The sequence below is a fragment of the Pseudomonas tritici genome (assembly GCF_014268275.3).
In the GTDB taxonomy this organism is placed as follows: domain Bacteria; phylum Pseudomonadota; class Gammaproteobacteria; order Pseudomonadales; family Pseudomonadaceae; genus Aquipseudomonas; species Aquipseudomonas tritici.
In genome coordinates this window covers 1,254,539-1,276,006 of the sequence record NZ_CP077084.1, presented here as the reverse complement: position 1 = coordinate 1,276,006, position 21,468 = coordinate 1,254,539, and the positions used below count along the sequence as shown (strand labels likewise).

The window sequence follows — 21,468 nt, the reverse complement described above, 5'->3', positions numbered from 1 at the left end:
ATCATGGCGGCGTTTCTTTGCGGACTGCCACCATGGTTGATTCTTACGACGACTCCCTCGATGGGGAGAAAAGCAAAACCCAGGTCAAACGCGAGCTGCATGCTCTGGTTGACCTTGGCGAGCGCCTTACAACGCTCAAGAAAGATTTGATTGCAAAACTGCCTTTGACCGACGAAATGCGCCGGGCCTTGGCCGATGCGCCCAAGCACACCGCGAATATCGCGCGTAAACGGCACATCATGTTTATCGGCAAACTCATGCGCGATCAGGACACTGACGCCATTCTGGCTTTGCTTGATCAAACCGATGCCTCCACTCGCCAGTACAACGAACGCTTCCATAACCTGGAGCGTTGGCGTGACCGCTTGATCGCGGGCGATGACGCCGTGCTGGAGAAATTCGTGCTGGACTACCCGGACGCGGACCGCCAGCAACTGCGCTCCCTGATCCGTCAGGCCCAGCACGAGCAGGCGCATAACAAGGCACCGGCCACCAGCCGTAAAATCTTCAAGTACATCCGAGAGCTGGACGAGACTCAACGCGGCCTGCGCTGATCCTCTTCCCCGGGTGGCGGTTTTCGCCACCCGAAGCTCCATCTCTTACGACCCCGTGCCACCCACGGTGATCGCATCAATTTTCAGCGTTGGCTGGCCGACACCCACCGGCACCGACTGCCCGTCTTTCCCGCACGTGCCCACGCCGCTGTCGAGCGACAGGTCGTTACCGACCATCGACACCTTGCTCATGGCTTCCGGACCGTTACCAATCAACGTTGCTCCTTTGACCGGCGCAGTAATCTTGCCGTCTTCGATCAGGTACGCCTCGCTGGTGGAGAACACGAACTTGCCGCTGGTGATGTCCACTTGGCCGCCACCGAGGTTGGCGCAGTAGATGCCGCGCTTCACCGAAGCGATGATTTCCGCCGGGTCGCTTTCGCCACCGAGCATGTAGGTATTGGTCATGCGTGGCATCGGCAAGTGCGCATAGGATTCGCGACGGCCGTTACCGGTGCGCGCCACGCCCAGCAAGCGGGCGTTGAGCTTGTCTTGCATGTAGCCCTTGAGCACGCCGTTTTCGATCAGGGTGGTGCACTCGGTAGGCGTACCTTCGTCATCGACGCTCAGCGAGCCACGACGCCCGGTCAGGGTGCCGTCATCGACGATGGTGCAGAGCTTGGACGCGACCATCTCGCCCATACGACCGCTGTAGGCTGAACTGCCCTTGCGGTTGAAGTCACCTTCCAGGCCATGGCCGACCGCTTCGTGCAGCAGTACGCCGGACCAGCCCGATCCCAGCACCACAGGCAAGGTACCCGCCGGCGCCGGAATGGCTTCCAGGTTGACCAGCGCCTGGCGCAGGGCCTCACGGGCATAGCCCATGGCACGGTCGTCGGTGAGGAAGTAGCGGTAGTCGGTACGCCCGCCGCCACCATGGCCACCGCGCTCGCGGCGACCATTCTGTTCGACGATTACACTGACATTGAAGCGCACCAGCGGCCGTACATCCGCCGCCAGGCCGCCGTCGGTGGACGCCACCAGAATGCGCTCCCACACACCGGCCATGCTCACGGTGACCTGCTGGATACGCGGGTCGAGGGCGCGGGTGGCCACGTCGATACGCTTGAGCAGCTCGACCTTTTCCGCACGACTGATGACTTCCAACGGGTTATCCGGTGCGTACAACTGCGCCACATCTTGAGTACTGAACGCCTGAACCGTGCCATTTTGGCCGGCGCGGGAGATTGAGCGCGCAGCACGCGCCGCGAGGCCCAAGGCTTCCAGGGTGATCGCGTTGCTGTAGGCAAAGCCGGTTTTTTCACCGGATTGCGCACGCACGCCGACACCCTGGTCCAGATTGAAACTGCCTTCCTTGACGATCCCGTCTTCCAGGGACCAGGACTCGGAGATCTGGCCCTGGAAATACAGGTCAGCCGCATCAATGCCCGGTCCGGCCAGATCGCCGAGCACGGTTTGCAAGCTTTCGATGGTCACGCCACCGGGTGCCAGGAGGTGTTCACTGACTGAGGACAACAACTCGCTCATAGGTATGACCTTAAATTCATCGTTCCGAAGCAGGCCGCTGTGCGCCCTGCGAGAAAAAGCGCCGATGGTTGACCACCGGCATGCGCGCCCGTATCGACGCCTGTTCACTGCTATCGCGCTCGGCCAGCAACACCGCTTCGCCTGTATCCTGTTGTGTCAGCACGCGCCCCCAGGGGTCGACAATGGCTGCGTGGCCATGGGTTTCCCGGGGGCCCGGGTGTACACCACCTTGCGCCGCCGCCAGCAGGTAGCACTGGGTCTCGATGGCCCGTGCGCGAATCAGCACGTCCCAATGAGCGGCGCCGGTCACTGCCGTAAACGCCGAAGGCGCCGTAATCAATTCAGCCCCCGCCGCGCGCAACTCGCTGTAGAGCTCGGGGAAGCGCAAGTCGTAACACACCGTCAAGCCCAAACGGCCGACGGGCGTATCTGCCACCACCACATTACCCCCGAAAGCATAGTCGTCGGATTCACGGTAACGACCGCGAGCATCAGCGACATCCACATCGAAAAGGTGCAGCTTGTCGTAACGAGCCACGATTTCGCCGCGATCATCAACCAGCAGCGAGCAGGCGTTGGACTTGGCGTGCGGTTGGTCCTCTGGCGGCAACGGCAACGTGCCGGCCACTATCCATAAGGTGAGGTCGCGGGCGGTCTGTTTCAACCACGGCAGGATCGGACCTTCGCCCAGCGCCTCGGCGCGGCCGATATCAGCCACATCGCGACGCCCCATGGCAGCGAAGTTTTCCGGCAGCACCGCCAACTTCGCCCCACCCGCAGCCGCCCGCTCCAGCAAGCGCCGGGCCTGGGCCAGGTTAGCCAGCACATCGCTCTGGCTGACCATTTGAATTACCGCAAAGGACATGGGCCGACACTCCATAAAAGGCATGCGGCCATGCTACTCCACAGGCCCTCAGTTTGGTTTTTCAAATGGCTTGTCGAAGGTGATTTTCGGGTCCTTCCACGGCCCTTCGACCTTGTATTGCACGCTCGCGAAGCGTGCAACACGATCACCAATCAGCTTGTCGATCAGGAACAGCGCGCCACCAATGGCGGGCGCCCCCACGATCAGCGCTGCGATCGGAAGGTTGTTGGTAACCGGCAGGGTGACCAGCAGCTTGGCGTCGACACGGTCTGCTACCAGGTCCAGGGTGCCGTTGAGCTCCAGGTTGGTAGAAGGCCCGGTCATGGTGATCGGTTCACGGGTTACAAATACACCGCTACTCGCCGCCAACAAGCCTTTGACTCGGTCATAGCTCAAGCCCTTGCCGAGCAAGTCCGAGAAGTCCAGACGCAACCGGCGCCCGATGGAGTTGAAGTTCAGCAGGCCAAATACCCGCAGGGCCTGGGCGCCACCCTCCACTTCCACGAACTGGCCGTTGCGGAACGCGGCATCCAAGCTGCCGGAGAAGCGCTTAGGCCCGACATAGGCTGGCGAACCAGGCCAGCGACCATCCACATCCAAGTGGAAATCCTGGCTGGTGACGGTGGGGGCATAGCCCCAGCCCTTGAGCACATCGGCGATATTCTTACCGTCCAAACGGCCCTTGTACCAACTGCTGCTGTCGCCCGCCGCACCTTCCCAACCACCGGCGCCCTTGAGCTGCATGCCCTTGAGGCCCAGGTCCAGGTTATTGAAGACCAGGCCTTTGGCGGTCGGGCGAATTTTCAGCGACCAGGCGCCCACCAGCTCCGGGCCCTGGAACAGCTGATCAATGGCGATATCCAGCGCCGGAATATCCTTGGGATCGATACTTGCCAAAGGGTCCGGCGCGTTTTCGTCCGCCTGCACCGTCGGATCCACCGCCGGCAGTTTCACATATTGCAGGTTGATCGCAATCGGCGCGCCCTTGGCGTCAGGCAGGTCGACTGTGCCCTTGGCCTGCTGGCTGTCGAGCTGCAAGCCCCAGGCCGCCTGTTTGCGGTTGAGTTGCAGGTTGACCTGATCGAACTGGGTGCCCAGACCGGTGAGTTTGCCGATTTTGAAGTCGGCACTGCTCAGCAGTTGCTTGGCACTCCCCCCCGGGTCATTGCCGGCGTACTGGTTCACCAGCTTTTTCCACGGATCGATGTCCAGCTCCGAGAGCACACCACGAATGCGCAAACCCTTGGCGCCCGGCAGCACGGCGTCCCCATCCCCGAGGAACAGTTCACCGCGGCCATCATTGAATCTGTCCGGCGGCGCAGCAAAGGTGAAGTTCGCCAGTTCGCCGTAATCGAACCAATAACGGCGCTCGGCGCCCTGCAAAGTCATGCGAAACACACTGTCACGCCCCTGGCTGGCTGGCATCCCGAACGGCGCGGGCAAATCCACCGCCACACCCTTGAGGTTGGAGCTGACCATCAGTTGGCTGTCGGCACCGTCCAGGGTCAATTGCAGTTGGTAGGGAATATCGCCAGACACCGGCAGCGGTTGGCTGACGTTCAACCAGTCCGTCAGCCGCTTGACCGTCACCTGACCCTTGGCAGCCACGCGGGTGCTGATGCTGCCCGGCTTGCCATCGGCGAAAATCTGCGCGGTGATCGGCCGGTCAAACGCTTGGGCCGTGATGTTCTGGCCACTGAGGCCTTTGGTGCTGTCAAAACGGAAATCACCCTTGAGCTGGGTCAGGTCCAGGGTCGGCTCAGCCAGTTGCAAGCGCGACTTATCGGTTTTGAAGTCCACCACGATTTTTGGATCGGCACCCTTGGTCAACGGAATATCCAGGTCAAGGCTGCCTTGCAAGTCGCCCTCACCCTTCCATCCGGCGAACGTCGATGCGGTGCCAATCGGCGCTTCCTGGAGGATTTTCAGACCATCGCCCAAGCCGCCGGCAAAATTACCGGTGAGCAACAGGTGACTGTCCTTGCCGGCAGGTGCGTGAGGGATATTGACGTAGATGTCCTTGACCTTCGTGTCGAGCAACTGGCCTTTACTGGCCAGGATGCGCACACCGCTTTCCTCGACAAACACTTCGCCATTGACCTTGCTCACATGCGGCCAGCCCGGTTGAAAGGCCAGTTCAGCGTCATGCACCTTGAAAAACAGGCTGATATTGCGCGAAGCCGGCAGCGCGTCGTGGTTCAGCGAACCCTGGTACTGGAAGAACCCTTGATCCACCGCGCCCTTGAGAATCGCCGTGCGCAGCCATTCATCCAGTGCGGGGCTCAATACCGCCGGCAAGTACTTGGGAGTGAAGCGCCCATCACCCTCGACCAAGCCGACGCGCAGGTCCATGTAGTCTTCCTGGCTGTGGTCAAAATGCAGGCGAATCAGAAAGTCAGCAGCCACCTTGCCCTCTTCGCCCAGCACCTTGATATACGGGGCGATCAGGGTGAAGCCTTCTTTGTCCAGCTTCCACGTCAGGCGCGCATTGGCCTGGATGTACTGCCACGGCTTGGCAAAGATCGGATCGAGGTGCAGGGAAAAATCCTTGCTGTCCATGCGCAACTCGCCCTGGCCCAAGTCGCCGCTGATGCTGCCGGAAACGTTACGCGCGGCCGGGGCGCCAGAGTAGGCATCAAAACCGACGCGATCGAGGTTGGCAGCGAAGCTGAGTTTTTGATCGGTAGTGTCTTGAGGGCGAAAATCCACCAGCACGTTACGCAACAGGCCAGTGGCCTTGAGGTGCTCTACAGTCTTGGCGAACCCTTCCGGCAGCGGTGCCAGGGCGTTGAGCAGTGGCGTGATTGGCGTCAGGTCAAGGCGGTCGGCCTGCAGCTTCCAGACTTCCTGAGCCTTGTCGGTGGCCAGGGTTTGTTGCAGTTGCACGCGCGACTCCCAGCGCGTTTCCCCCAGGTTCATCGCCAGTGAGTCGAAGAGCACCTTGAGGCCCGTGTCACTGCGTTGCAGGTAGGCGGTGAGCGCAAGGTTTTCGATATGCACGGGCTTACGATCGGCGTAGCTGCCCTTGACCTGCGGCGAGTTCAGACGCACCACCGCACTCTGTACGGTACCTTTGGCCCAGTTCAGCCAGAATTCGCCACCGGCCTTGAACTGAGTGAGTTTCCACTGCTGGGTCAGCTTGGCAGGAATCCATTTGGCCCAGTCGCTTTGCGGCAGGCTCAGATAGGCCTGGACTTCAGCGTCTTTCCACTGGCTGGCACGAATACGCGTGCGCAGGCTCATGGCAAGGGGCTGGCCGTCCGGCAAGGTCAAGCGCGCGTCCAAGCGTTGGCGGGTGATGCCGGTACGCAAGCTGAGGCCGACATACGTCAGGGTCACTGGCGCATGGTCAAACGGTTGCAACGTCACCTGGCTGTCGAGCAGCGACACACGCTTGACCAACTGCATGCGCTTGAGCAACTGCTCCGGGTCCAGCGGCTGGTCGTCCTGCACCGGCAGACCTTGCAGGACCCATTTCCCGTCCTTGTCTTCCTTGGCACTGAGCTGCAGGCCACTGACTTGCAAATGCGCAATGCGCACTTCGCGGGCCATCACGCTTGCCCAGATGTCCGGTACCACTTCGACCTGGTCCAGGCGCAAGCCACTGTTGCCCTCGCCCACCATCACATCATGGGCCAGCAATACCGGCGCGAAGCCGCTCCAGCGGCCTTCCAGGCTGCCGATGTGCACAGGCATGACCACCGCAGCCTGGGCCTTGGCCTCGACTTCCGCACGGTACTCGGCCACCAGCGGCGTCAATTCACGCCCCAGACTCACATACACCGCCGCCAATACCAGCAGCAAGGCACAAAGGCCAAGGCCCCAACGGGTCAAAGCGGCAAAAAAGCGTATCAGACGCTCCATGTCAGGCGACCCTCAAGGCGGTAGTCGGACGGCAGATCAAGGTCTGCCAGTCTCATAAAAAGAAAACGATTGGGGATCAGAGCAGCACCACGTCGTATTGTTCCTGGGAATACATGGTTTCAACCTGGAAGCGTATCGTGCGCCCGATAAACCCTTCCAGTTCGGCAACGTTGCCGGACTCTTCGTCCAACAGCCGGTCCACCACTTTTTGGTTGGCCAGCACTCTATAACCTTCGGCCTGGTAAGCACGTGCCTCTCGTAGGATTTCGCGGAAAATCTCGTAGCAAACCGTTTCCGGGGTCTTCAATTTACCGCGTCCCTGGCAGCTGCTGCACGGCTCGCACAGCACCTGCTCAAGGCTTTCGCGGGTGCGCTTGCGGGTCATTTGCACCAGGCCCAACTCGGTAATGCCGATGATGTTGGTCTTGGCGTGATCGCGCTCCAGCTGCTTCTCGAGGGTACGCAGCACCTGGCGCTGGTGCTCTTCATCTTCCATGTCGATGAAATCGATGATGATGATCCCGCCCAGGTTTCGCAGGCGCAGCTGGCGGGCAATCGCGGTGGCCGCTTCGAGGTTGGTCTTGAAAATGGTTTCTTCAAGGTTGCGATGACCAACAAATGCGCCGGTGTTGACGTCGATGGTGGTCATGGCTTCTGCCGGGTCCACCACCAGGTAGCCGCCGGATTTGAGCGGCACCTTGCGTTCCAGGGCTTTCTGGATTTCGTCTTCGACGCCATACAGGTCGAAGATCGGCCGTTCGCCGGGGTAGTGTTCCAGGCGGTCGGCAATTTCCGGCATCAATTCGGCAACGAATTGCGTGGTGCGCTGGAAAGTTTCCCGCGAGTCGATGCGAATTTTCTCAATCTTGGGGCTGACCAAGTCGCGCAACGTGCGCAGTGCCAGGCCCAAGTCTTCATAAATAACGCTGGGTGCACTGATGGTCTTGATCTGGGCATCGATCTGGTCCCACAGGCGCCGCAGGTAGCGGATGTCCATGAGGATCTCATCGGCACCAGCACCTTCAGCGGCGGTGCGCAGGATAAACCCACCGGCTTCCTTGATGCCCTCGGCCGCCACGCAGTCGCTGACCACCTTCTTCAGGCGCTCGCGCTCGGCTTCGTCCTCGATCTTCAGGGAAATGCCGACATGCGCGGTACGCGGCATGTACACCAGGTAACGCGACGGAATCGACAGCTGAGTGGTCAGGCGTGCGCCCTTGGAGCCGATGGGGTCCTTGGTGACTTGCACCACCAGGCTCTGCCCTTCATGCACCAGGGCGCTGATACTTTCGACCGCCGGGCCTTCGCGCAGGGAAATCTCGGAGGCATGGATAAACGCAGCTCGGTCCAGGCCGATATCGACAAATGCCGCCTGCATCCCCGGCAATACCCGCACTACCTTACCTTTGTAGATATTGCCGACGATCCCGCGCTTCTGGGTGCGCTCCACGTGCACTTCTTGCAGAACACCGTTCTCTACCACCGCCACGCGCGATTCCATCGGCGTGATATTGATCAGAATCTCTTCACTCATGGCTGGGTCTCGTTCAGGCGTTTTCACAATAGTGACCGGTCGCTTAAGGCTGGGCGCGCCAATAACGGCGTTCAGCGCGCGGTAAGGTTTTGCCAACAGGGTATGCCGAATTGGTCGAGCAGTTGCGCGGTTTCGCACACCGGCAGCCCTACCACGGCGGAATAACTGCCATTGAGGCCGGCGACAAACACCGAACCCAACCCTTGGATAGCATAGCTGCCTGCTTTGTCCTGAGGTTCACCACTGTGCCAGTAGGTTGTAGCCTCCTCGACAGAAATCCCACGAAAAAGCACACGACTGCTGACACATCGGGTTTCGCAACGCTGGCCGTCGGTAAGGGATATGGCGGTGAGCACTTCGTGTTCACGCCCCGACAGGGCCATCAACATCGCCAAGGCATCGGCCTGGTCCACAGGTTTGCCGAGGATCTGGCCATCGACGATCACGGCAGTGTCGGCCCCCAGCACACAGGCGCCAGCAGGGTGTTCAAGCGCAGCAAAACCCGCCGCTGCCTTGCCCCGCGCTAAACGCTCGACGTAGGAAACAGCAGATTCGTTTGTGAGAGGGGTTTCATCAATGGCGGCGCTGACCACGGTGAAAGGCACACCGATCTGGGTCAGCAGTTCACGCCGCCTCGGTGAGCCCGAGGCCAGGTAAAGCGAATTCATTGCAGACTCTCCCTGTAGGGTTCGATAACCAGGCAGAGCCTCGCAATCCATTCAATTGATCTTATAGCGACGACGCAACCCACGCAGGCCAAAACTGATCCACGGCCACAGCAAGGCGCTGACCAGGGCCGGCAATACCAGCGCCAAGGTCGGCTGCCGGTTACCGGTCAAGGCGCTGAGCCACAGCTGAACAAGCTGCGCCAGGCCGAAAATCACCAGGATCACCAGGCACTGCTGCCACATCGGGAACATGCGCAGACGCTGCTGCAACGACAGCACCAGGAAAGTGATCAGGGTCAGGATCAATGCGTTCTGGCCCAGCAAGGTGCCATAGAGCACATCTTCCGCCAAGCCCAGGAACATGGCGGTGACCATGCCGACTTTATGCGGCAGGTTCAGCGACCAGAAAGCCAGCAGCAACGCCAGCCAGAGCGGGCGCAGGATTTCCATGAACTGTGGCAGCGGCGAAACGCTGAGCAGCAGGCCGATGGCGAAGGTCAGCCAGACGATCCAGCCGTTTTGCGAATGAGTACCGGCCATTATTCTTCCCTCTGCCGCGTGGTTGCCGGGGCGGTAGCTGCCGGGCGCGTGGCCGGGGCAGCAGCAGGCGGTTTAGTCGCGGGTGTTGCGGCGGCCGGCGTCGACGCGGGTGGTTTGGTCGCGGCCGGTTTGACCGGGTGCGCAGCAGGCTTGACTGAGGTAGCAACAGGCGCCGCCACTGCCGGGGCCACCGCAGGCGTAGCCGGAGCAGGCTTGGGCACGGTGGCCGGAATGATCGGCGCAGTGCCGTTCTTCTGGTCTTCCGCTTCCTGGGCCTGGGCGGCGTCGTTGGCGCGCTCTTCCGGGGTGCGGTTGTCGCTGAACACCAGCAGCAGGTAGCGGCTGCGGTTCAAGGCGGCAGTCGGCACGGCACGCACAATGGCGAACGGCTGACCGGAATCGTGGATCACTTCCTTCACCGTCGCCACCGGATAACCCGCTGGGAACCGCTGACCCAGGCCGGAGCTGACCAACAGGTCGCCTTCCTTGATGTCGGCGGTATCGGCCACATGGCGCAGTTCCAGGCGCTCGGGGTTGCCGGTGCCGCTGGCAATCGCACGCAGGCCGTTGCGGTTGACCTGCACCGGAATGCTGTGGGTGGTGTCCGTCAGCAGCAATACCCGCGAGGTGTAGGGCATCAGCTCAACCACCTGGCCCATCAGGCCACGTGCATCAAGCACCGGCTGGCCGAGGACCACACCGTCGCGCTCACCCTTGTTGATGATGATGCGGTGGGTGAAGGGGTTGGGGTCCATGCCGATCAACTCGGCCACTTCGACCTTTTCGTTGACCAGCGCGGAGGAATTGAGCAACTCGCGCAGCCGAACGTTCTGCTCGGTGAGGGCCGCGAGCTTTTGCATGCGCCCCTGCAACAGCAGGTTTTCGGTCTTGAGTTTTTCATTTTCGGCAACCAGCTCAGTGCGGCTGCCAAATTGGCTGGCCACGCCCTGGTACAGACGTTGCGGCAGGTCGGTGATCCAGTAGGTCTGCATCAACACCAGCGACATTTGGCTGCGCACGGGCTTAAGCAGTGCAAAGCGAGCATCGACCACCATCAGCGCGACCGAAAGCACGACCAGCACCAACAGGCGCACGCCCAATGAGGGGCCTTTGGCGAAAAGCGGTTTAATAGGCCGCTCCTCCCAGGCAAATGTTCTCTTTATTCATACGGCATCTAACCGGCCTGGATGCAGATTGAAGAAGATAAACGCCAACAGGCAGCACTGCAAAGTGCTGCCTGCGGGCGAAACATGGGCTTACCAGCAACGACTCATTCGCTGGAGAGCAGGTCCATGGTGTGTTTATCCATCATTTCCAGTGCACGGCCACCGCCACGGGCGACGCAGGTCAGCGGGTCTTCGGCGACGATCACCGGCAGGCCGGTTTCCTGGGCCAGCAGTTTGTCGAGGTCGCGCAGCAAGGCGCCACCACCGGTCAACACCAGGCCACGCTCGGCGATGTCGGAAGCCAGTTCCGGCGGCGATTGCTCCAGGGCGCTCTTCACAGCCTGAACGATGGTGGCCAGGGACTCTTGCAGAGCTTCCAGCACTTCATTGGAGTTCAGGGTGAAAGCACGTGGAACGCCTTCGGCCAGGTTGCGACCGCGAACATCAACTTCGCGCACTTCGCCGCCCGGGTAAGCGGTACCGATTTCCTGCTTGATGCGCTCAGCGGTGGATTCGCCGATCAGGCTGCCGTAGTTACGACGCACATAGGTGATGATCGCTTCGTCGAAGCGGTCGCCGCCTACACGTACGGATTCGGCATACACCACACCGTTCAGGGAAATCAGGGCGATTTCAGTGGTACCACCACCGATATCCACCACCATCGAACCGCGGGCTTCTTCAACCGGCAGGCCGGCACCGATCGCAGCAGCCATTGGCTCTTCGATCAGGAACACTTCCCGGGCACCGGCGCCGAGGGCCGATTCACGGATGGCTCGACGCTCAACCTGGGTGGACTTGCACGGCACGCAGATCAGCACACGAGGGCTGGGCTGCAGGAAACTGTTTTCGTGAACCTTGTTGATGAAGTACTGCAGCATCTTCTCGCAGACACTGAAGTCAGCGATCACGCCGTCTTTCATCGGACGAATGGCGGCAATATTGCCTGGTGTGCGGCCGAGCATGCGCTTGGCCTCGGTGCCGACGGCAACGACACTTTTCTGATTACCATGGGTCCGAATGGCCACAACTGATGGCTCATTCAGGACGATACCGCGCTCGCGCACGTAAATAAGGGTGTTGGCAGTGCCCAGGTCAATGGAAAGATCGCTGGAAAACATGCCACGCAGTTTCTTGAACATGGGAAAGGGACCCTAGGCAACGCGTGGGTAAAAAAGTGCGGCAAACTCTAACAACGACAGGGATTTTGGGCAAGGCGCCAATGTGCTAAATTGGCCGACTTTCTGTGCACCAACCCCCACAATCGCGGCCGTAAGACCGTAGAAATGCGGTAGTGTTCCGACAATCTAACACACGGACAGCCTCCGTTCTGTTTTCCACTGGAGATTCCCATGACACTTGAACGCTCCGACGTGGAAAAAATCGCGCATCTGGCCTCGCTTGGCCTTAATGATGCCGATCTTCCACAGACCACCGCAGCCCTGAACAGTATTCTCGGGCTGGTCGACCAAATGCAGGCCGTGAATACCGACGGCATCGAGCCCCTGGCTCATCCACTGGAAGCCAGCCAGCGCCTGCGCGCAGACGTCGTGACCGAGCGTAATAATCGCGAGGCTTACCAGTCCATCGCGCCAGCGGTCGAAAACGGCCTGTACCTGGTTCCGAAAGTCATCGACTAAAGGGAAAGAGCCTGCAATGCATCACATGACTCTGGCCGAGATCGCCCGCGGTCTCGCCGAAAAAAAGTTTTCTTCCGAAGAGCTGACCAAGACCCTGCTTGCGCGTATCGCCGAGCTTGATCCAAAGGTTAACAGCTTCATCAGCCTCACCGAAGAGCTGGCCTTGAGCCAGGCAAAGGCTGCCGACGCACGTCGCGCCAACGGTGAAAATGGCGCGCTGCTGGGCGCACCTATTGCCCACAAGGACTTGTTCTGCACCCAGGGCATTCGCACCAGCTGCGGCTCGAAGATGCTCGACAACTTCAAGGCGCCCTACGACGCCACCGTGGTGTCCAAGCTGGCCGCCGCCGGCGCCGTGACCCTGGGCAAGACCAACATGGACGAATTCGCCATGGGTTCGGCCAACGAGTCGAGCTACTACGGCGCAGTAAAAAACCCCTGGAACCTGGACCACGTGCCCGGCGGTTCCTCCGGTGGTTCGGCTGCCGCAGTGGCTGCGCGCTTCCTGCCCGCCGCCACCGCCACCGACACCGGCGGCTCGATTCGCCAGCCGGCCGCGTTCACCAACCTCACCGGTTTGAAGCCGACGTACGGTCGCGTTTCCCGCTGGGGCATGATCGCCTACGCGTCCAGCCTTGATCAGGGTGGCCCTCTGGCACGCACGGCCGAAGACTGCGCGATTTTGTTACAAGGCATGGCAGGCTTCGATAAACAGGACTCCACCAGCATCGATGAGCCCGTGCCGGACTACAGCGCCAGCCTTAACACCTCGCTCAAAGGCCTGCGCATCGGCGTGCCAAAGGAATACTTCAGCGCTGGCCTCGACCCGCGTATCGCGGAGCTGGTGCACAACAGCGTCAAGACGCTGGAAAGCCTCGGTGCTGTGATCAAGGAAATCAGCCTGCCGAACAACCAGCACGCGATTCCTGCGTACTACGTAATCGCCCCGGCAGAAGCGTCATCCAACCTGTCGCGCTTCGATGGCGTGCGCTTCGGCTACCGCTGCGAAAACCCGAAAGACCTCACCGACCTTTATAAGCGCTCACGTGGCGAAGGCTTCGGTGCCGAAGTGCAACGCCGCATCATGGTCGGCGCCTACGCCCTGTCGGCTGGCTACTACGACGCTTACTACCTGAAGGCGCAGAAAATCCGTCGCCTGATCAAGAACGACTTCATGGCTGCCTTTGAAGACGTCGACGTGATCCTCGGTCCAACCACGCCGAACCCGGCCTGGAAGATCGGTGCCAAGACCGGCGACCCGATCGCCGAGTACCTGGAAGACCTGTACACCATCACCGCCAACCTCGCGGGCTTGCCGGGCTTGTCCATGCCTGCCGGTTTCGTCGATGGCCTGCCGGTGGGCGTGCAATTGCTCGCCCCGTATTTCCAGGAAGGCCGCCTGCTCAATGTGGCGCACCAGTACCAGTTGAACACCGACTGGCACACCCGCACCCCTACCGGCTTCTGAGGACAACACTATGCAATGGGAAGTTGTGATCGGGCTGGAGATTCATACCCAGCTCGCCACCCAATCGAAGATTTTCTCCGGTAGCGCCACCACGTTCGGCTCCGAGCCCAACACCCAGGCCAGCCTGGTAGACCTGGGCATGCCCGGTGTACTGCCGGTGCTGAACCAGGAAGCGGTGCGCATGGCGGTGATGTTCGGCCTGGCGATTGACGCCGAGATCGGCCAGCACAACGTGTTCGCGCGCAAGAACTACTTTTACCCGGACCTGCCCAAGGGCTACCAGATCAGCCAGATGGAATTGCCGATCGTCGGCAAGGGCCACCTGGACATTCCTCTGGAAGACGGCACCATCAAGCGCGTCGGCGTCACCCGCGCCCACCTGGAAGAAGATGCTGGCAAGAGCCTGCACGAAGAATTCCCGGGCGCGACCGGTATCGACCTGAACCGCGCCGGCACGCCGCTGCTGGAAATCGTCTCCGAGCCGGACATGCGCAGCGCCAAGGAAGCCGTGGCCTACGTCAAGACGATCCACGCGCTGGTGCGCTACCTGGGCATCTGCGACGGCAACATGGCCGAAGGCTCGCTGCGCTGCGACTGCAACGTGTCGATCCGTCCCAAGGGCCAATCCGAGTACGGCACCCGCTGCGAGATCAAGAACGTCAACTCGTTCCGCTTCATCGAGAAGGCGATCAACAGCGAAGTGCGTCGCCAGATCGAACTGATCGAAGACGGCGGCAAGGTCATCCAGCAAACCCGCCTGTACGACCCGAACAAAGACGAAACCCGCGCCATGCGCAGCAAAGAGGAAGCCAACGACTACCGTTACTTCCCCGATCCGGACCTGTTGCCGGTGGTCATCGAAGACTCGTTCCTCAATGACGTGCGCACCACCCTGCCGGAGCTGCCGCAGCAAAAACGCGAGCGCTTCCAGGAGCAGTTCGGCCTATCGGTCTACGATGCCAGCGTTTTGGCCTCCAGCCGCGAACAAGCCAACTACTTTGAAAAAGTCGTGAGCATTGCCGGTGACGCCAAGCTGGCGGCCAACTGGGTGATGGTTGAGCTGGGCAGCCTGCTGAACAAGCAGGGCCTGGAAATAGACGAAGCGCCAGTCACCGCCGAGCAACTGGGCGGCATGCTGCTGCGCATCAAGGACAACACCATCTCCGGCAAAATCGCCAAGACCGTGTTTGAAGCCATGGCCAGCGGTGAAGGCAGCGCGGACGAGATCATCGAGAAGCGTGGCCTCAAGCAAGTCACCGACAGCGGCGCGATTTCGGCCGTTCTGGATGAAATGCTCGCGGCCAATGCCGAGCAGGTCGAGCAATACCGTGCGTCAGACGAAGCCAAGCGCGGCAAGATGTTCGGCTTCTTTGTGGGCCAGGCGATGAAAGCCTCCAAAGGCAAGGCCAACCCGCAACAAGTGAACGAGCTGCTGAAAAGCAAGCTTGAAGGCTGATAGCAATGAATGGTCCGGGGGAGATTTCATGCTCTACTCGGACCCCCTGTGGGAGCGGGCTTGCTCGCGAATGCGGTGGATCAGTAAATGAATATTTAGCTGACACACCGCATTCGCGAGCAAGCCCGCTCCCACATTTGTGACGGGGGCATCTTGAAAATGAAGCGTCTACTCGGCCTACTGGCCTTGTTCTCTCTACTGGCCGGCTGCGCCAACGGCGTCATCAACCCCAACGGCTATGACGAAACCGGCACCGCCTCCTATTACGGCGCCAAACACCACGGCAATAAGACTGCCAGCGGTGAACCCTTCAACCAATACGGCCTGACCGCCGCCCACCGGCGCTTACCGTTCGGTACCCAGGTCAAGGTCACCAATCTCGACAACGACAAATCCGTGGTTGTCCGCATCAATGATCGCGGCCCGCACACCCGTGGGCGCTTGATCGATCTTTCACGCAAGGCTGCCGAGCAGCTAGGCATGATCAGCAGCGGTACGGCGCGAGTGCGCGTACAAGCCTTGAGCAACTGACGATGGAGCCCTGGCCATTTTTGGATTAACCGCCCTCTCGCCCTGGAGCCTGCTGGAATTGGTCAGCGGCCTGCTGCTACTGATCATCGGCGCCGAAATCCTGGTGCGCGCGGCCGTGCGCCTGGCCGCAAGCCTCAAGGTACGGCCGCTGATCATCGGCCTGACGATCGTCTCCTTCGGCAGCAGCGCGCCACAGATGACCGTCAGCCTGCAGGCCACCCTGGCGGGCAATACAGACATCGCCGTGGGCAGCGTAATCGGCAGCAGCATCTTCAACATCCTGGTGACCCTGGGCCTGTCGGCGCTGATCATTCCGCTGCGAGTCTCGCGCCAGCTGGTGCGCCTGGACATCCCAGTGATGATCCTGGCCGGGCTGCTGGTGTTTACCCTGGCGGCCAATGAAGAGCTTACGCCCACCGACGGCCTGTTGCTGCTCGTGGCCCTGGCTGCTTACCTCGGCGTTTTGCACTACCAGACCCGTCACTCTCGCCGCCCACGTACGCTGGACACAGTGGCCCGCGCACCCTGGCTGAGCAGCGTGCTGCAGATGCTCAGCGGGTTGTTGATCCTGGTGCTGGCTGGGCATTTGCTGCTGGGCGCGGCGGTGGATGTGGCGGGCGATCTGGGCCTGTCGGAGCGTGTGATTGGCCTGACACTGATCGGCGTCGGCACCTCGCTGCCGTGCCTGGCGACTTCGCTGATTGCCGCCCTGCGCGGGCAGCGGGAAATTGCCGTGGGCAATGTGATCGGCAGCAACCTGTTCAATCTGCTTGGCGTCTTGGGCTTGACCGCCATGCTCGCCCCTTCGCCGCTGTCAGTATCGCCCAACGCCCTGGACTTCGACCTGCCGGTGATGCTCGCTGTCGTGGTGCTGTGCCTGCCGATGTTCTATACCGGCTACCGCCTGACCCGCGCCGAAGGCTTGGTGCTGCTGGGCCTGTACCTGGCGTACGGGCTGCACGTGATGGCGTTCACCACCGGAATGCCCCTGGCCAACAAGCTCGAGCAACTGATGTTGTTTTATGTCCTGCCAGTGCTGGTGGCTTTTCTGTTGTTCAGCACGCTGCGAGCCTGGCGCCGCCAACACAAGAGGGAATCGCAATGACCGATCAGAAAAAGCCCGGGGTTGAAATGCGTCGCCAGGTCATGGGCGATGTGTTCGTCGACCGCGCCCTGGGCAATGCCACCGAGTTCACCCAGCCGCTGCAGGACTTCGTCAACGAACATGCCTGGGGCAGTGTATGGAACCGCGAAGGGTTGCCGCTGAAAACCCGCAGCCTGATCACCCTCGCCGCCCTGACCGCACTCAAGTGCCCGCAGGAACTCAAGGGCCATGTGCGGGGCGCTCTGAATAATGGTTGCACCGTGGAAGAGATCCGCGAAGCGCTGCTGCATTGCGCGGTGTATGCCGGTGTGCCGGCGGCGATTGATGCGTTTCGGGCGGCACAGGAAGTGATTGAGGCGTATCAGGCCGATAAGCAGTGACTTTTAAATAGCTATCGCAGGCAAGCCAGCTCCCACATTCTGATTTGTGAATACATTGAAAGTGTGGGAGCTGGCTTGCCTGCGATTGGCCCTGAACCACACCGCCACTCTCAGATCCAACCACCCGCCTGCAACACAAAAATCCCGATATTCGTAGTCACCGCCGCCATCAAGGTGGTGATCACGATAATCGCCGCCGCCAATTCATGGTTACCGTCAGCCGCCCTGGCCATCACGAAGCTTGCAGCGGCGGTGGGTGCGCCGAAGTACAGGAACAAAATCCCCAACTCTGGCCCTCGGAAGCCAAGCAACCATGCCCCCAGAGTGGCGACGACCGGGAGCCAGACCATTTTCATCAAGCTCGCGCTCAACGCCATGTTGCCGCTCTTGCGCAATGCCGCCAGGGACAACGTGCCGCCAATGCAGATCAACGCCAGTGGCAACGTAGTGTCTGCCAGGTACTGCAGGGATTTTTCCAGCCAGCCCGGCAGGCCGATTTGAAAATAGGCGAACGGCGCAGCCACGATCACACTGATGATCAGCGGGTTGGCCACCACACTTTTGAAAATGCTCCACGGGTCGGACTTGATCACCGGGCTGTACACCGCCAGCACAATGGTCGACAGCGTGTTGTAGAACAGGATCACCAGCGCCGCGAGGATCGCGCCGAGGGAGATACCGTAGTCGCCGTACATACTGGCCGCGAGCGCCAGGCCGATCACCCCGTTGTTGCCGCGAAACGCGCCTTGGGTGTAGATGCCTCGGTCTTCACGCTTGCATCGAAAGATCGCCCAGCCCCAGGCCAGGGCAAAGCTGAGCAAGGTGGCGACGGAAAAGTAAATCAGCAAGCCCGGCTTGAGCGCCGAATGCAGGTCGGCATGCAGGATGCCGAGGAACAGCAACGCCGGCATGGTGACGTTGAACACCAGGGACGAAGCCGTGTGGATAAAGTTGTCGTTGATCCAGTTGATGCGCTTGAGCAGCACACCGAGGAACAGCATGGCAAACACCGGCGCGGTGATGGTGAGGGTGGTGAGGAAAATTGCCAGCATGCCGGGGAGAACCTTGGTGACCGTCGTTAGGTGGCTAATGATAAGCCAGTGCGGGCCGCTTCGTCTGGTCCAGATACCTGTAGTGAGCGGGCTTGCCCCGCGCTGGGGGGCAAGCCGCCCCATCTCCGGCACTGAGTTTCTCCAGTTGGAACTCAGTCGCCTGGGTTTGGGGCGGCTTCGCCCCCCAGCGCGGGGCAAGCCCGCTCACTACAGTCAAGTAATCGGCGCAGGGTTAAACAAGGTGATGTCGTTATGCAGCTTGTGATGCTCCGCCCACGTCTGCTTTTTGCCGCTGGCCACATCCAGGTAGAAGTGAAACAACTCCCAACCCAACTCCTCGATGCTCGCGCGCCCGGTCGCAATACGCCCGGCGTCGATATCAATCAGGTCCGGCCAGCGCTGCGCCAGCTCCGTGCGGGTCGACACCTTTACCACCGGCGCCATCGCCAGCCCATAAGGCGTGCCACGCCCGGTGGTGAACACGTGCAGGTTCATCCCCGCCGCCAGTTGCAAGGTGCCGCACACAAAGTCACTGGCCGGCGTGGCGCAAAAGATCAGGCCCTTGCCCTTGAAACGCTCGCCCGGGCCCAGCACACCATTAATTGCGCTGCTGCCGGATTTGACGATAGAGCCCAAGGACTTCTCGACAATGTTCGACAAGCCGCCCTTCTTGTTGCCCGGCGTGGTGTTGGCGCTGCGATCCGCTTCGCCCTTGGCCAGGTAACGGTCGTACCAGTCCATTTCCCTGACCAGTTCCTGGGCAACTTCCTTGCTCTCGGCACGCGAAGTCAGCAGGTAGATGGCATCACGCACCTCAGTGACTTCGGAAAACATCACCGTCGCCCCCGCCCGCAACAGCAAATCCGAGGCATAGCCCAACGCCGGGTTGGCGGTGATGCCGGAGAATGCATCACTGCCGCCACACTGCATGCCCAGGATCAGCTCGGACGCCGGCACGGTTTCCCGGCGACGCTGGTCGAGCTTCTTCAAGCGCGTCTCGGCCAGCGCCATGATCTGCTCGATCATTTCGGTGAAGCCGTGGCTGGAGTCCTGCAGTCGATACAGCCACGGCTCGCTAAGGTCGACGGAGCTGTCGTTATCGTGCATGACCTGCCCGGCCTGCAATTTCTCGCAGCCCAGGCTGATCACGAGTGCTTCGCCGCCCAGGTTCGGGTTGCGCGCCAGGTTACGCACGGTACGGATCGGGATGTAGGCATCCGTCGCCGTGATCGCCACCCCGCAGCCGTAGCTGTGGGTCAGCGCCACTACGTCGTCGACGTGCGGGTACTTGGGCAGCAACTCATCCTTGATGCGCTTGACCGCATGGTCCAGCACCCCGGTGACGCACTGCACCGTAGTGGTGATCCCGAGGATATTGCGCGTGCCCACGGTGCCGTCGGCATTGCGGTATCCCTCGAACGTAAACCCTTCAAGCGGCGCCTGGGTCTCAGGCACCTCAGTGGACAGCGGCAAGCTGTCCAGCGGCGGCGCGGTCGGCATGCGCAGTTGATCTTCCTGCACCCAACTGCCGCGCGGAATCGGCGCCAAGGCGTAACCGATGGTCTGGCCGTAGCGAATTATCTGACCGCCTTCAGGGATATCTTCCAGGGTCACCTTGTGGCTCTGGGGGATGAAATCCACGGTCACCAGGCCGTCCGGGAACTCCGTCCCGGCCGGTACGCCCTGGTCATTGACCACGATCACCACGTTGTCGCGCTCGTGCAAACGAATCGAGCGCGGCGAGTCGGCATGTTCAATCAACTGCATTACATCGCCCCTCAGGAATGCGCTTCGGTAAGGTTGGTCAGCTCTGGGCCTTTGGCTGGCGGCTCTTTGAGCACCACACGCTTGATCGGACCGACGATGACCAGATAGCTGAATACCGCCACCAGTGCGTTGGCGCCGACGAACACCAGGGCCCACTTGAACGAACCAGTGGTGGCGATGATGTAGCCGATGACAATCGGCGTGGTGATCGACGCCAGGTTACCGAAGGTGTTGAACAAGCCGCCACTGAGGCCGGCGATTTGTTTCGGCGAAGTGTCGGACACTACCGCCCAACCCAGTGCGCCAACGCCTTTGCCGAAGAAGGCCAACGCCATGAAGCCCACGACCATCCACTCAACGTCAACGTAGTTACACGCGATGATGCTGCTGGAGACCAACAGGCCGGCAATGATCGGTGCTTTGCGCGCGAACGTCAGGGAATGGCCCTTGCGCAGCAGGTAGTCGGAAATCACCCCACCGAGCACGCCACCGATAAACCCGCAGATCGCTGGCAACGAGGCGATGAAACCCGCCTTGAGGATGGTCATGCCACGGTCCTGCACTAGGTACACCGGGAACCACGTCAGGAAGAAATAAGTGATGCCATTGATGCAGTACTGGCCCAAGTAGACGCCGAGCATCATGCGGTTGGTCAGCAACTGGCGGATGTAATCCCACTTCGGACCGTCGGTTTTCTTGCCCTTGCCTTTGTCCTGATCCATATCGACCATCGCGCCGTTGGCGGCGATGTGATTGAGCTCAGCTTCGTTGATCAGCGGGTGCTGGCGCGGGCTGTGGATAACTTTCAGCCAAATCAGCGAGAAGATAATGCCGATCACGCCCATCACGATAAACACGTGCTGCCAGCCGAAGCGGTAGACGATCCAGCCCATCAGTGGCGCGAACAACACGGTGGCGAAGTATTGCGCCGAGTTGAAGATCGCCGAGGCGGTACCGCGCTCAGCGGTAGGGAACCACGCTGCCACGATACGTGCGTTACCGGGGAAGGATGGCGCTTCGGCCAGGCCCACCATGAAGCGCAGCATAAACAGCGCAACAACAGCGGTGGAGACACCGAACTCACCGACATAGCCTTGCAGCACAGTGAACAGTGACCAGGTGAAGATGCTCAGGGCATAGACTTTTTTCGAGCCGAAGCGGTCCAGCAGCCAGCCGCCGGGGATTTGCCCGGCCACGTAGGCCCAACCGAATGCGGAGAAAATGTAACCGAGGGTGACCGCGTCGATGCCGAGGTCTTTTTGCAGGCTGGAACCTGCGATGGCGATGGTGGCCCGGTCGGCGTAGTTGATCGTGGTCACCAGGAACAGCATGAGCAGGATCAAATAGCGGACGTGGGTCGGCTTGGTCGCTTGCATGTAGAAGTACTCCC

At 60.8% G+C, this 21,468-nt stretch carries 18 protein-coding genes; 7 read left to right on the top strand and 11 right to left on the bottom strand.

Annotated elements, in window-relative coordinates; all coding sequences use genetic code 11:
- The first annotated feature begins 32 nt into the window (after positions 1–32).
- The gene (gene yjgA, locus HU722_RS05580; RefSeq protein WP_017738766.1) at positions 33–554 is read left to right on the top strand and encodes a ribosome biogenesis factor YjgA; all 522 of its coding nucleotides are present in this window, start codon (positions 33–35) and stop codon (positions 552–554) included.
- A gap of 45 nt (positions 555–599) precedes the next feature.
- Here yjgA and tldD read toward each other — a convergent pair whose 3' ends face one another.
- The 8 genes from tldD to mreB all read right to left on the bottom strand — a co-directional run bounded on the left by tldD (position 600) and on the right by mreB (position 11,821).
- Entirely contained in the window at positions 600–2,042 is a 1,443-nt protein-coding gene (tldD, locus tag HU722_RS05575) for a metalloprotease TldD (RefSeq protein ID WP_186752334.1), read from the bottom strand.
- A gap of 16 nt (positions 2,043–2,058) precedes the next feature.
- Positions 2,059–2,907, bottom strand: coding sequence for a carbon-nitrogen hydrolase family protein (locus tag HU722_RS05570; RefSeq protein WP_065875099.1), 849 nt, complete (start codon positions 2,905–2,907; stop codon positions 2,059–2,061).
- Positions 2,908–2,955: 48 nt separating this feature from the next.
- Complete coding sequence (locus tag HU722_RS05565) at positions 2,956–6,771, bottom strand: YhdP family protein (RefSeq protein WP_065890515.1); 3,816 nt, start codon at positions 6,769–6,771, stop codon at positions 2,956–2,958.
- Positions 6,772–6,847: 76 nt separating this feature from the next.
- Positions 6,848–8,305 (bottom strand): ribonuclease G, encoded by a 1,458-nt coding sequence (gene rng, locus HU722_RS05560; protein WP_012722226.1) that lies wholly within the window; start codon positions 8,303–8,305, stop codon positions 6,848–6,850.
- A 71-nt stretch (positions 8,306–8,376) separates the two neighbouring features.
- Positions 8,377–8,973: a Maf family protein gene (locus HU722_RS05555; RefSeq protein ID WP_065875101.1), complete on the bottom strand. Its 597-nt coding sequence runs from the start codon at positions 8,971–8,973 to the stop codon at positions 8,377–8,379.
- A 51-nt stretch (positions 8,974–9,024) separates the two neighbouring features.
- Positions 9,025–9,513: a rod shape-determining protein MreD gene (gene mreD / locus HU722_RS05550; protein WP_049709993.1), complete on the bottom strand. Its 489-nt coding sequence runs from the start codon at positions 9,511–9,513 to the stop codon at positions 9,025–9,027.
- Positions 9,513–10,643, bottom strand: a complete 1,131-nt coding sequence (mreC, locus tag HU722_RS05545; RefSeq protein ID WP_083213962.1) for a rod shape-determining protein MreC — start codon at positions 10,641–10,643, stop codon at positions 9,513–9,515. The genes mreD and mreC overlap by 1 nt, the downstream gene beginning before the upstream one ends.
- Positions 10,644–10,783: 140 nt before the next feature.
- Positions 10,784–11,821, bottom strand: coding sequence for a rod shape-determining protein MreB (gene mreB / locus HU722_RS05540; RefSeq protein ID WP_002555108.1), 1,038 nt, complete (start codon positions 11,819–11,821; stop codon positions 10,784–10,786).
- A 210-nt stretch (positions 11,822–12,031) separates the two neighbouring features.
- On the opposite strand from mreB, the gene gatC reads away from it, so the two are divergent.
- From gatC to HU722_RS05510, 6 genes are all read left to right on the top strand, one after another.
- Positions 12,032–12,319, top strand: a complete 288-nt coding sequence (gene gatC, locus HU722_RS05535; RefSeq protein WP_065875103.1) for an Asp-tRNA(Asn)/Glu-tRNA(Gln) amidotransferase subunit GatC — start codon at positions 12,032–12,034, stop codon at positions 12,317–12,319.
- 16 nt (positions 12,320–12,335) lie between these two features.
- On the top strand, positions 12,336–13,787 hold the full coding sequence (gene gatA, locus HU722_RS05530) for an Asp-tRNA(Asn)/Glu-tRNA(Gln) amidotransferase subunit GatA (RefSeq protein ID WP_065875104.1): 1,452 nt from the start codon (positions 12,336–12,338) through the stop codon (positions 13,785–13,787).
- A 10-nt stretch (positions 13,788–13,797) separates the two neighbouring features.
- Positions 13,798–15,243 carry an Asp-tRNA(Asn)/Glu-tRNA(Gln) amidotransferase subunit GatB gene (gene gatB, locus HU722_RS05525; protein ID WP_065890517.1) on the top strand — a complete coding sequence of 482 codons (1,446 nt, stop codon included), beginning with the start codon at positions 13,798–13,800 and terminating at the stop codon, positions 15,241–15,243.
- A gap of 159 nt (positions 15,244–15,402) precedes the next feature.
- Complete coding sequence (locus HU722_RS05520) at positions 15,403–15,774, top strand: septal ring lytic transglycosylase RlpA family protein (RefSeq protein ID WP_065875106.1); 372 nt, start codon at positions 15,403–15,405, stop codon at positions 15,772–15,774.
- A gap of 58 nt (positions 15,775–15,832) precedes the next feature.
- Positions 15,833–16,879, top strand: a complete 1,047-nt coding sequence (locus tag HU722_RS05515; RefSeq protein WP_065875107.1) for a calcium/sodium antiporter — start codon at positions 15,833–15,835, stop codon at positions 16,877–16,879.
- The gene (locus HU722_RS05510) at positions 16,876–17,259 is read left to right on the top strand and encodes a carboxymuconolactone decarboxylase family protein (protein WP_065875108.1); all 384 of its coding nucleotides are present in this window, start codon (positions 16,876–16,878) and stop codon (positions 17,257–17,259) included. Before HU722_RS05515 ends, HU722_RS05510 begins: the two co-directional genes overlap by 4 nt.
- Positions 17,260–17,369: 110 nt before the next feature.
- On the opposite strand, the gene HU722_RS05505 is transcribed toward HU722_RS05510, so the two are convergent.
- From HU722_RS05505 to HU722_RS05495, 3 genes are all read right to left on the bottom strand, one after another.
- Positions 17,370–18,311 (bottom strand): AEC family transporter, encoded by a 942-nt coding sequence (locus HU722_RS05505; RefSeq protein ID WP_049710001.1) that lies wholly within the window; start codon positions 18,309–18,311, stop codon positions 17,370–17,372.
- A gap of 213 nt (positions 18,312–18,524) precedes the next feature.
- A complete protein-coding gene (gene garD, locus HU722_RS05500) occupies positions 18,525–20,078 on the bottom strand; it encodes a galactarate dehydratase (protein WP_065875109.1) in 1,554 nt (517 codons plus the stop codon).
- Between the two features lie 11 nt (positions 20,079–20,089).
- Positions 20,090–21,454, bottom strand: coding sequence for an MFS transporter (locus tag HU722_RS05495; RefSeq protein ID WP_065875110.1), 1,365 nt, complete (start codon positions 21,452–21,454; stop codon positions 20,090–20,092).
- Between the last annotated feature and the right edge of the window lie 14 nt (positions 21,455–21,468).